Source organism: Paenibacillus sp. MY03, from assembly GCF_002165585.1.
Classification (GTDB): domain Bacteria; phylum Bacillota; class Bacilli; order Paenibacillales; family Paenibacillaceae; genus Pristimantibacillus; species Pristimantibacillus agaridevorans.
This window is the reverse complement of record NZ_MXQD01000007.1, coordinates 220,684-232,921: the sequence shown is the minus strand read 5'-3', so window position 1 is coordinate 232,921 and position 12,238 is coordinate 220,684. Positions and strand designations below refer to the sequence as shown.

Here is a 12,238-nt window from a genome sequence, read left to right as displayed (position 1 = left end):
TACTCTCTACGGGCAGCGGGATTTATCCTCCGAACACGGAGCGAATAGCTTCGAGATAACCTAGGCCGTGTACGGTGTCCGGCTCAATGTAACTACCCTCGGTCCATTCGTTCCAAGAGTTGATCGTAACGATTGGGGGGAGGGTTCCGCTGCGGTCCAGGAACTCCTTTACTGCGGCGAGCGACTTGCGAAATTGCTCGGGTGTATTGTCGGCCAGAATTGGTGTAAATGGGTAGCCAAGATTGGCGTGGATATCCGATTGAACGGTACGGGGACTGCTATCCCAGCCCATCGATACGTTAGGGAAATAAGGTATTCCGTACTTGTTGAAATCCTGGCGATAGCTCTCCCAACCGGCCTCGGCTAGTTTGGCGTAAGCCTGATAATCTACCGTTGGATAAGTGTCCATAGGTACATTATGAACCCATACATAGGAAGTGACGCTATCGAAGCCCAGGTCTCGCACGCGTTCACCGGGATTCTCCAGCGTTCGTTCGCCAGGCAGGTTCTGAATGCCCCAGACGACCGCGTTAAGATGCAACTCTCCAAGACCGGCCGCCCGCACTTTGTCTCGAAAGGCAGCCAGCGCCTCCTTTGTCTGCGAGAGACCGCCGAGGCTTTGGATCAGGCTCATTAACTCGTATACGGAGAAATACAAGCCTCCATTTACTCGCCAGTAAGAGGGATGGCAGAAGTAACGTTCGATCATATAGTCGCAGGCTGCTTCGAACGCTGACAGCGACACCTGGCCACTGTGCAGCAGGGTATGGTCCATTCCCCGTTTGTATGGAAAGATGTTAATCCAATCGTGGTTAGCCCACATGAGGGAGAATTTGAGCCGATCGTTGTTGCTCGCTTTAAGGAATCCTTCCTCCAGTGCCCGATTTAGAAATGGACCGTCCTCGTACCAATACCAATCGTAAATAAAGGTGTCGATCCCATAATCTGCTGCATGGGCGATCTGCTTCTCTGCAGTCTCGGGCTTGGACTCATCCAGATATCCCCACAGCGGCACCTTGGGTTGCTCATGACCTGGGAAGCGAGGTGTCGCCCGGCGGACAAGATCCCATTCCGTCCAGCCTTCGCCATGAACGGCTTCGTTGCGCGGATCGACATGATAATTCGGAAAGTAATAGACGGCGACTTCGTATTTGCTGCTCATGCATCCACCTTCGTCCTTTGAATTCTAGTTCTAGTACGCACTTTAAGTGTAACGAAAGGGGGAGTGAGCGTATTTGGACAAATCGACGGCTTTGTTGCAATATTCACCGGAATTTGGAACGGAGGGATTGGGCGTAATGGAGTGGCGACAAGCCTTCAACGCGCTTGAACAATCGGCTGAAATAATGAATGTCGGGGTAACCGACCTCTTCGGCAATTTGCCCTACCGACAGCGAAGAATGAAGAAGCAGATCTTTTGCCCGTTTCATCCGGATAGCAACAAGCATCTCGATAGGCGACTTGCCCGTCTCTTCCTTAAACAGCTCACGAAAGCGGCTCGGGGACAGATGAACGGATGATGCGATGTCATGAAGTTGTATCGGTGACCGATAATGGGTCTCCATCCACCGGATGGCTTGTCCGACCCGTTCGCTGCGGGGATGATATAGGCTTTTGCCACCCGTCGTAGTCAGTTCACGGACGATCAGCGCGAGCAAGTTAAGCAATTCGCCTCTAAGCAGAAGTTCTGCTCCGAATTCTCTTTCCGCAAAAGCAGCATACATCGAGCGCAGCAACGATTCGCAACCATGACGATCGGAGATTGAAAAAACGTACGGCAGCTCGATATCGGATAGACGGACGATTGGGCGATCCGTTAGCTCGGGCTCAACGGGTATAAAAGCTTCTTGCAGGTAATTCCAGTTGAGATAGACATCCTCGACAGAAAAATCGAATGCTTCTCCCATATAGAGAAGATCGAAATGGACTGCGTAGTAGTGAAACCTATTGTCCTTGGGAACGATGCATGAATGCCTGACCATGGGAGAGAGGAATATCATATCTCCCGGTCCAGCTTTATAAAGCTTTTGGTCGATCGTGTACTCGCAGCTGCCTGCTACGACAAACTTCAACTCGTAATCGTAGATGATGCGCGGAGGAAGGCGGTAGCTGTCGTTGCTTTGGATGTGCTGCACCAAGCGAACATAGGGCGCCAGCTCCAGCAGGCTGATCGTTCGCACCGACGTTGCATTTCGCTCCATATGAATCCTCCTCGCCCCCATTGTTGGCTAAATAGTATCATAGGAGCAGAGAGTCCGTCCATCCTCTAAAATATAGAATAGGTAAGGCAAAATACAAACATGTGAATGATAGAACAGTTCCCTTACTCTATATATGAAATCGCTTACCAGGGAGGGTAAAAGATCAATGAAAAGACGAGTATCGTTAGTAATTGCATTTCTTGTCATGTTTACTTCACTTGCTGTAGGCCAGTTTTCATTTTCGGTTCAGAACGTTCATGCGGCGTATTCCACGGAAATATGGAAAGCAGTAGACATCGCTTTGCATAGTTCGAAGAGCTATTCGAATCCTTTTATGGATGTAGAAATCAGTGCCACATTTACCGGACCCGGAGGTACAACCTTAACAATACCGGGGTTTTGGGATGGCGGGAATACATGGAAGTTTCGGTTTGCTCCTACCGCTACAGGCACCTGGTCGTATACAACGGCTGCTTCGGATCCGACGGATACGGGGTTGCATGGACAAACCGGAACCGTAATGAGTCAACCTTATTCGGGATCCCTGAATATTTATAAACATGGATTCGTAAAAGCGGATCCTTCGAACCGCTACTTAACCTACAACGATGGAACGCCTTTCTATTGGTTGGCGGATACTCATTGGATGGGACTTTCTTATCGGGAAAGATGGGGGTCATCTAACGATTCGAGATGGTCGTCACAGTATAAAGGTATGGTGGATAAGCGTGTCAAACAAGGATTTTCGGTTTATCAGATGAACTTTTTCGCTTTCGAGCAAGGTGATGTGGATGCAACCGGAACCTACAATGAGGGCGGTCATGTTTGGAATTACGATCGGTATGATGCTGATGCTTCGAGTTTTATTACCTCTAGCACCATTTACGATAGTTATGTGGCCCACCCAACCAAAGCTCTGGACAATCGAGAAGGGACAATGTGGAAGGCTGCTTCGAATGTTTATCCTCAATGGTTTTCTATGGATCTAAAAACAAATACGACACTTAGTAGAGTCGAAACCTTATTTGGAGAGAATGACACTTGGAGATACAAAATTGAAGGTTCGACCGATAATGTATCTTATACAACTTTGGTAGACCGCACATCGGGAGTTTCGGGCGATACCTTCTCCGATCCTGTATCGGCTGCGGTTAGGTACGTCAGGATTACGATAACGGGAGCAACAGGAGGCAGCACTCCTTCCATTCGGGAATTCAAGGTATTTAATGCTGCGAATTCTCTAATGAATTGGAGTGGATTCGCATCTGACCTAAATCCCGGGTTCTGGCAAAACAGCGATCTTCGCATTCAATATGCGGTCGAAAAAGGGCTCGTCGTTGCATTGGGCATCGACTGGGGAAGGTTGTTGGAGAGCGGTAACGAAGCGGATTACAAAAGAATGGCCAGGTATATTGTAGCCAGGTATGGCGCTTATCCAACGGTGTGGACAGGCGGCGGGGAATATGGTCAGGGGAGTGCGGCCAGCTGGAAGAATGTACTCGATTATACCTACGCTATCGATGCATACAAACGGGCCAATACTCTTCACAATGATTACACGAATACGATAGCGTTTCGAAATGACGATGCTTATCATTTCGATTTTCTGCAGGGAGGTCATGGCGCATTACTGGACAAAAGCTACTGGTTGAATCATTACAATGAAACTCCGACCAAGGTTGTCATTGAAGGCGAAGCCAATTATGAGAATATCAACGGCATACCTTCTTATTATACGAGGGAAACAGCATGGAATGCGAATATGGCTGGCAGTGCCGGGTTCTCATATGGCGCTGAAGGCTTATGGCAAGCCACTTGGGATAGTCATGACACTTGGCAAGTTTGGGGAGGCATTCCGACCCCTTGGTACAATGCCATAGATAAGCCTGCCGGAGAACAAATGCGCTATATGAAAGACTTCTTTGAAGCCGCGAATTGGTGGACGGTGGAGCCCAATCATTCTGTTATCTCCTGGAGTGGAGCTCCTTCGGGAACACAAAGCCCGGCAGTGAAAACAAACCCGGATCGATCATCGATTGTTGCTTATTATCCGTCAACGACAACGACATATAGCGGAATTTTGAATGGACTGAATGTTTCGGATACCTACATGGCAAGATGGTTAAATCCACGTACCGGAAAATATACGACGATAACCCCTAATTTTTCGCCGAATACATCGGGGCAGTGGAGTATTCCCTCCCAGCCTTCCACGGAGGATTGGACATTATGGGTTACCAAAATAACCAATAGGGTGAGTTCTCCAATTATGAGCACCGGGGGAGGAACGTATGACTCCATGTTGGGCGTGGCGATGACTACGACGACTAGTGGCGCAACCATTCATTACACTACCGATGGGACGACTCCGACGACGGCAAGTCCTGTTTACACAGCTCCTTTGCTAATTACGTCTCCTTCACCCGAAACGATCGTTATAAAAGCTATAGCTGTTAAATCGGGAATGACAACTAGTCCTCAATCGATTGAATATTATAAGCTGTTGACGCAAAATGTTGCTTTTAACCGGACTTACAGCAGTTCCTCCCAATACGACGCGAGTCAAACTGCCGCAAAGGCTTTCGATGGTACTGCTTCCAACTGGCAGGCGGCATCGGGCAATTATGCAAATGAATGGCTGCAAGTCGACTTTGGCAGCAATGCAACATTTAACTCCGCCGTAATTAGCGAATATGGAAATCGTACAACGGGATTCCGCGTCGAATACTGGAACGGTTCCGGGTGGTCTACGGCTTATACGGGAACAACCATTGGCGATTATGGTTCTCCTTTGACTGTAACTTTTCCAAGCGTAACCGCAAGTAAAGCACGACTGTTTTTTATTAGCGGTACTGGTTTTCAACCCATCATTTACGAGTTTGAACTCTTAAATCGAAATCATGCATTAAATAAACCAGTGTCCAATTACGCCAGCTCTTCGCGGTACGACGATGATCAATCCGCCGATAAGGCGTTTGACGGTTCATCTTTAACAAACTGGCAGGCTGCCAACAATCTTTTTTCGGGGCAATGGCTTTCGGTTGACTTCGGTCAATCGGTTACCTTCAGCAAGGCGGTAATAACCGAGTACGGAAACCGCACGACAGGCTACAGAGTTGAATATTGGAACGGTTCTGCATGGGCAACGGCATACACGGGAACGACGATTGGTGATGTAAACACGCCAAGGACCGTAACTTTCCCCGCAGTAACCGGAAGCCAAGCGCGACTCTACTTTACGTCCGGAACCATGCAACCTATTGTATACGAAATTGCAATCTACTGAGGGTTGCGCTTGAACGAAGACATGAGGATCGGGCTCCTTCCGGATATAACGGAAAGGAGCTCTTGCCGTTATCCAATACAATCCGAACAAGTTCAACGCATCATTGACTGACAACAGTGCCTTCCGTGAGAATAGAGATTGGATATGGACACTAATTCGATGCCAATCAATGACAAGGAGAGGTTCGCAAGTGAAAATCATTCGTTTCATCCGATCGAAATTACATTACAAAATGATTTTAATCTACTCTCTATTAACGCTAGTTCCTCTGATCATTGTGAGTGCAACCTTCTATGTAACGTCGAAAGGAATTCTTGAACATAATGTCGATCAATCATTTAAACAAACCATGTCCGAAACATCGGATAAAATCGATGGCGTTTTTAAGGCGTTTGCTAACGAAGCTTCTGACATCGGTGACAATTTGTTCGTGTACACGCTGCTACGCAACGCTTGGAATCCTGATCAATATCCACTATCGCCAGCCGAACGAGCGGCCTTGACGGAACGAGTGGAAGCAATGCTGTGGATTGAGTTGGGCAATATGAGCAAAAACATTGGCGATTTCGCCGATTCCATTCACATTTTTGACGTTCAAGGCAAACAATATTTTGCGGGTGCCGAATCTGGAATTCAGTATTACGATGCGATTGTCATTATGCCGTTCGAAAAACAAGGCATTCCGGAGTGGGCGTTTTTTATCGATAATCGTCGGCTCATCTGCAACTTGCAGCTTGTTGATTCAGCAACTGGTACCGTACTGGGTAGTTTGGTTGTCTTGTTAGACCCAATCAAAGTTACTGCTTTATACGACTCTTATGAAAGCGGTTCGTTTTTTATTACGAACGCCAGCAATATTGTGATGTCCACCGACAATCCAAATAGAATCGGCCAACTCATTTCCACGCAAGCTATGGGGGATACGATCGCGACGGAACTAAACTCCAAATCGACGGGATTTAAGTACGTAAGCCGCATTCCTGTATCCGAAGCAAGTGCTGGCATCCGAAAGTTGGCAGTTTTCTCGGTCGTGGTAGCGCTCGCATCTTGGGTGGCGGTAATCGTCATTACCTATTACGTACTGAGAAAAATAACAAGTCCTTTGGCTACTTTAAGCAATCTCATGCGCAAAGCACAGAAGGAAAACTACCAGCTCATCGAAAATTTCGGTTCCCATGATGAGATTGCCCAACTTTGTCATAGTTTTAACCGAATGATAATGGAAACAAAAGAATTAATCCAAAAAGTATATAAAGCGGAACTCGAGCAGAAGGAGGCCCAGTTGGCGGCGATCCGAACGTATTTTAATCCCCATTTTTTGCACAACACCTTGGAATACGTCAGCATTCTGGCCAAATCCAAGGACAAGATCGATCGGATCCCCTACGTCGTGAAAAGTCTGTCCAGCATCATTCGTTTTTCCATTTCGCCGGGGGAAACCTTCGTTTCTTTGGACGTCGAAATGAAATTTGCGAAAATCTATATGCAAATTCATCAATATCGATTCGAAAACCGATTCGAATATCATATCGATCTGCCGGATCACTTGAAGCAGGTCGAAGTTCCGAAATTAATTCTTCAACCTATTATTGAAAATGCGTTCATTCATGGCATCGACCATATTCGCGGGAAAGGCCGAATCGACATTAGAGCTTACGAAAGTCAATTCAACCTCGTCATCGAGATTGAGGACAACGGCGGTTCTGCACAACCCCGCCCTCGCGAATCCAAAGGAATGGGATCAGGCTTAAAAGGCATAGAATCCCGTATTCGGCTGCATTTTGGGAATCGTTATGGCATTGAGAAACTGCAAGGCGAACAAGGAATGGTCGTAAAGCTTCTTATGCCTATCATCATGAAAGAGTCAACGGATGTCCCAACTGAAAAGGAGATTGCAGCGCCATGAAACTATTTATCGTCGATGACGAAAAGGCGGTTAGGGATTATATTGTCTCTTTGCCCGCTTGGAATCGTCTTGGTTGTACGATTGTCGGACAAGCGGCTGACGGGTGGGAAGCTTACGAAACAATATGCAGGGCAAAAGATAAGAAGCCGGATGTGTTAATCACGGACATTCGCATGCCCTCCATGGACGGCATTGAATTAACTCGTCGTATTCTCGACGTCCGTCCTGATATGAAAGTGATATTTCTGACGGCACATGGCGAATACGAATATGCCAAGCAAGCCGTAAAGTTAGGCGTTGTCGATTTTATAACGAAACCGTTTCATGAAAATGAACTCGTGGATAGAGTTCAATGGATAAGAGATCATCGAATGGATCGTCGGAGACCGGATTGGGTCCAACAGGAGGCATGGATACAGTCGCTTTTGACAATGCCGCAACGGGAGATGCCCGGATCGCTTGACTTGCCCAAAACGTTGAATCAACCGGTCATTTTCTTTTTTATTGAAATCGACAATTCAGGTTTATTGGACGATTTGGGTAAACCGTTTACCAACCTTACTTTACGAGAATTCATCGCCGACGTTATGACATCGTTTCCTCATACTTACTGGTCGGCCCTGGCGCACAGCGGCCTATATTTAGTTTTGTTCATGTCCCCCTCTGCCACGAAGGAACAATCCGTACATGAAGCGATGGAGGTCGCCCGGAAGATCCTGGGAGCTATTGGCGAGTCATGCGGCTTTAGTATTTCGATCGGCATTAGCGATTTACTGCCATCTGTGACGGAGCTTCGCAGGGGACGTGAAGAAGCCAAGAAATGTTTGGAATACCGGATGTTGATAGGACGGAATTCGATCGTTGCCTATTCCGCTATGCTCTTAATGCAGGAGCAGAAACGAGAGCAGTCGGAGATGAATCGTTCCGAGCTGTCTGATCTCTTGCGCAGAGGAGAACAGGAGCCGCTCTCCGATTATTTAAGATCCAAGAGCAGAACGTTCATGATGGAAGGCATAAGCAAAACGCGTATCCAGGAAGCCTGCATGGAGATGGTGGAGACGGCGGGCCAAATCCTGCATTCGTTTGGTATCCAGCCAAGTCCGGAGGAAACGATTGCTGTCCGCAAAGACGTACTGTCTTATACCATCCTTTCGGATTTAATGGCATTTATGGAGTCGTTTCTAAAAAATACGGCATCTCAAATTAGTGCTGTCAGACAGAATACGCCCATCCATTATATCGATGCCACGATGAATTTCATCGAACGACGTTATATGGAAGACATCACGCTGCAAATGTTGGCAGAAGAGCTTTTCGTCAATTATTCGTATTTAAGCAGGTTGATAAAGAAAGAAACTGGACGGAATTTTAGCGATGTATTGTGGGAACACCGTATCAACATCGCTAAGGAGAAGTTGTCGACGACAAGCATGAAGCATTATGAAGTAGCCTATGCCGTAGGGTTCAAGGATGCAGCCCATTTTAGCCAATTGTTTAAAAAAATGACTGGAAAAACCCCCAGCGAGTATAAAGGGTAAGGAAAAATACAGAACAGTTCAAGACAAATGGACATATGTCGATTCTTGTTTCGAAACGATAAACTTATGGATAGGGAGGCTAGTCGACGGACGGTGCCAATCCTAATCACTTCAATATGGAGGTCAAATCTATGAAAAGAAAAAGAACGCTTCTCGTACTGGCAAGCCTATTGCTAGTTGCGCTGATTTCGGCATGCGGAGCAAATCAATCGAACGAACCCAAAAATGCGAATGCAACGGGTTCTACTACTTCTGAGGGGAGTAAAGCTACGCCCGAATCCAGCGGCGGAAAAGACGAATCCTTTACGATTCGAATCGGGACCTGGTTTATTGATGATCGGCCCTTCATGCAAGAGTTCAAGACGAATGTTGAGAAGTCCTACAAAGAGAAATATCCGAATGCTACCATCCAATGGGACATTACACTCGGGGATGCGTACGCAGATAAGCTGAAGGCGGAGCTGGCCTCGGATACGGCGCCGGACGTGTTTTTCCACCAAGGTAAGACAGCCGTGTTCGGAGAAGTAGGATATTTGGCGGATTTATCCGGAGAGGCATGGGGGGCTAAGCTGAATCCGGGAACGAAGAGCGCTTATTCGTACAAGGATACGGTATACGCACTTCCTATGGGCATCGCCTCGAGCGGAATCTGGTACAACAAAAATATTTTCGCCGATCTAGGGATCGAAGTGCCGAAGTCATGGGCGGAAATGGAAAGCGCTTTCGAAAAAATACAGTCGGCAGGAATTACACCTGTGGCTGCAGGTTTTAAAGACGCTTGGACTGCAAGCATGACCTTTAATCTGTGGATGCAGCCTCATGGCTACGAGAGCAGTCCAACGTATGGCAAGGATCTTTACGAAGGCAAGAAACGACTGGACGGACCGGAAGTTCAAGCGGTCATGATGCATCTGCAAGAAATGGTCGAGAAGGGTTACTTGAACAAAAACGCGCTTAGCATTGATTGGCCGCAATCCGCGGATCTGTTCACTTCGGGCAAAGCGGCCATGATCGCTCAAGGTCCTTGGATGCCAGGCACCGCTCAGGAAAACTTCCAAACGAAAGGCCATACGGCATTCGAACTCGGATACCTCCCGTTCCGAACAGAAAAAGGGTATGCCAAGCTGTCGCTAGGTATTGACCAATCGCTCTCGGTGAACGCCAAAACAAAGCTCCTTCAGCAAGCAAAGGATTTGGTAGCCGTTATCGCGAGTCCTGAGGTCTATGGGCCGTTTAATGTGGGTAGCGGAACCGTGCCTGGAATCCAGGGCATGCAGCTCGAATACCCGAATGCCGCGTTAAACGATTTGTTGAAAGTTGTTGACGAGACGGAATCCGGTATCGGATACGAAGCTTATTTGCCTGCTTCGGCTATGACTTCGCTGACGGAGACTTTTACGAAGGTAGCCTCGGGCATCAAACTTGATGTAAAGGATTTGACGGAAGCCCAGAAAAAATTGGAGAAGGACATAGGAACTGTCATTCTCCCCGCAGAGTAATCGAAGACCATATCCATTCGACCGGCCCTCCTCGAGCGGCCGGTCGAATACTAAACAGGTGATGTTATGATGAAGGCAAGCACCCGGGAGTGGTGGGCTGGTTTTTGGTTCATTCTTCCGGCAACGGCATTATTTTCGGCATTTGTATTTTACCCTTTTGTTTCAAGCATCTACTATTCGTTTACAGAATGGGATTCCATTCGTCCTGCCAAGTTTATTGGCTGGGACAACTATGCGTTTTTGCTTGAAGACTCCAAAATGCTTCAGGCGGCCAAAAACACGATCTTGATCACCATCTTCGGAATTGTTGTCCAAAATCCCTTGTCCTTACTGTTGGCGATCTTGTTGAACCGTTCTTTCCGTACGAAAATTTTGCTCAGAGTCGCGTTTTATTTACCGGTTGTCGTAAGTCTTGTGGTCACCTCTATCGTGTGGGGCCATATTTTGCAGTATGAAGGCTTGCTTAACGGATTTCTGGAACGAATGGGGCTGCATAGCTGGGTGCGTGATTGGCTGGGAGACACACGGTCCGTATTTCCGACCATTATCGCATTGACGCAGTGGCAAGGACTCGGGTACTGCGCGGTGATTTATTTAGCCGGACTGCAAACCATCCCCCAGGACTTGTACGAGGCTGCGAAAATGGACGGCGCCAAGGCGTTAAACCGATTTAGACATGTCACGCTTCCGATGCTTATGCCCGCGACAACGATCGTCGTTTTTATGACCATCGTCGGCGGCTTAAAAATGTTCGATATTCCATACATCATGACGGGCGGGGGCCCCGGTTCTGCTTCCTATACCCTGACGCTTGCTATTTATAATGCCGCATTCCGGGAAAATACGTACGGCTATGCCATTTCGGGCGGGATTGTCTTGATGATCTTTATCATGATCGTTACGCTGATTCAGTTGAAGATCATGCGACGGAAAGAGGTGGAGATGTAATGAATAAGCGCTCCGCCAAACGGAAAAACCCTACGGGCATAACGTTGGAGATTATATTAATCATTGCTGCTTTCCTGTTTTTGTATCCGATATTTTATCTCATTCTGACAAGTTTTAGATCTCCGGCTCAAATCAATCAACCTTTAGCCATGCCCGACTCTTTATATTGGGGCCATTATGAAAAAGCGATTGAAAAAGTAAACGTGTTGCTAGGTCTGTTTAATACGTCCGTCATTAGCGTTGGATCAATCGGACTGTTGGTCATTATCTCTTCTATGGCAGGTTATGTTATAGCGCGTATTCCGCGCAGGTTCTTTCAGTTTCTCTTTTTTTTCTTTATCTCGGGCATGGTCATTCCGTTGCAAACAGGCATGATCCCCATTTTTAAAATGGGAGTTGCCTTGCATCTGATTGATACGCGCACTTTCATGATCCTGTTATACGCGGCAGGCGCGCTACCCATGGCGATATTCATGTACTCGGGTTTTACGAAATCCATTCCAAGGGAAATCGAAGAATCGGCAGCCATGGACGGGTATGGAAAGTTTCGTGCGTTCTGGTTGATTATTTTTCCTCTTATGCTTCCGGCAACAGGGACTCTTATTATGTTAAATATATACGGGATCTGGAACGATCTTTTCGGTCCGCTTCTTTATTTAAAAGATCCCTCAAAGATGACTCTAATGTCTCAAATCGTGCAATTTAAGGCCAATCACCAATCCATCGATTATGGTCCGATTTTTGCGCTGTGCGTGATGGCGACTTTGCCGCTGATCGTTGTATTTATCTTTACACAAAAATATATGATGAAAGGACTCGTCGCCGGTGCAATCAAAGGCTGATCCCGTTTTCACCGCTAA

8 protein-coding genes are annotated in these 12,238 nt (G+C 47.2%); 6 read left to right on the top strand and 2 right to left on the bottom strand.

The features are described from left to right. Positions 1 to 22: 22 nt before the first annotated feature. Positions 23 to 1,162: a glycosyltransferase WbsX family protein gene (locus tag B1748_RS08540; RefSeq protein ID WP_087567471.1), complete on the bottom strand. Its 1,140-nt coding sequence runs from the start codon at positions 1,160 to 1,162 to the stop codon at positions 23 to 25. A gap of 103 nt (positions 1,163 to 1,265) precedes the next feature. Continuing rightward, on the bottom strand, positions 1,266 to 2,201 hold the full coding sequence (locus B1748_RS08535; protein ID WP_179215479.1) for an AraC family transcriptional regulator: 936 nt from the start codon (positions 2,199 to 2,201) through the stop codon (positions 1,266 to 1,268). A gap of 166 nt (positions 2,202 to 2,367) precedes the next feature. On the opposite strand from B1748_RS08535, the gene B1748_RS08530 reads away from it, so the two are divergent. The 6 genes from B1748_RS08530 (at position 2,368) to B1748_RS08505 (ending at position 12,220) form a co-directional block, all read left to right on the top strand. Then, a complete protein-coding gene (locus B1748_RS08530; RefSeq protein WP_179215478.1) occupies positions 2,368 to 5,487 on the top strand; it encodes an apiosidase-like domain-containing protein in 3,120 nt (1,039 codons plus the stop codon). A 103-nt stretch (positions 5,488 to 5,590) separates the two neighbouring features. Further along, positions 5,591 to 7,393: a sensor histidine kinase gene (locus B1748_RS08525; protein ID WP_143810270.1), complete on the top strand. Its 1,803-nt coding sequence runs from the start codon at positions 5,591 to 5,593 to the stop codon at positions 7,391 to 7,393. Continuing rightward, entirely contained in the window at positions 7,390 to 8,931 is a 1,542-nt protein-coding gene (locus B1748_RS08520; protein ID WP_087567467.1) for a response regulator, read from the top strand. Before B1748_RS08525 ends, B1748_RS08520 begins: the two co-directional genes overlap by 4 nt. Before the next feature lie 131 nt (positions 8,932 to 9,062). Continuing rightward, positions 9,063 to 10,430, top strand: coding sequence for an ABC transporter substrate-binding protein (locus B1748_RS08515; RefSeq protein ID WP_179215477.1), 1,368 nt, complete (start codon positions 9,063 to 9,065; stop codon positions 10,428 to 10,430). Between the two features lie 69 nt (positions 10,431 to 10,499). Further along, positions 10,500 to 11,378, top strand: coding sequence for a carbohydrate ABC transporter permease (locus B1748_RS08510; protein ID WP_179215476.1), 879 nt, complete (start codon positions 10,500 to 10,502; stop codon positions 11,376 to 11,378). Next, entirely contained in the window at positions 11,378 to 12,220 is an 843-nt protein-coding gene (locus tag B1748_RS08505) for a carbohydrate ABC transporter permease (protein ID WP_087567464.1), read from the top strand. Before B1748_RS08510 ends, B1748_RS08505 begins: the two co-directional genes overlap by 1 nt. Positions 12,221 to 12,238 lie beyond the last annotated feature (18 nt).

Excerpts from the sequence above, each read along its gene's own strand:
- B1748_RS08540 (WP_087567471.1), bottom strand. The coding sequence starts at position 1,162 with ATGAGCAGCAAATACGAAGTCGCCGTCTATTACTTTCCGAATTATCAT.
- B1748_RS08535 (WP_179215479.1), bottom strand. The coding sequence starts at position 2,201 with ATGGAGCGAAATGCAACGTCGGTGCGAACGATCAGCCTGCTGGAGCTG.
- B1748_RS08530 (WP_179215478.1), top strand. The coding sequence starts at position 2,368 with ATGAAAAGACGAGTATCGTTAGTAATTGCATTTCTTGTCATGTTTACT.
- B1748_RS08520 (WP_087567467.1), top strand. The coding sequence starts at position 7,390 with ATGAAACTATTTATCGTCGATGACGAAAAGGCGGTTAGGGATTATATT.
- B1748_RS08515 (WP_179215477.1), top strand. The coding sequence starts at position 9,063 with ATGAAAAGAAAAAGAACGCTTCTCGTACTGGCAAGCCTATTGCTAGTT.
- B1748_RS08510 (WP_179215476.1), top strand. The coding sequence starts at position 10,500 with ATGAAGGCAAGCACCCGGGAGTGGTGGGCTGGTTTTTGGTTCATTCTT.
- B1748_RS08505 (WP_087567464.1), top strand. The coding sequence starts at position 11,378 with ATGAATAAGCGCTCCGCCAAACGGAAAAACCCTACGGGCATAACGTTG.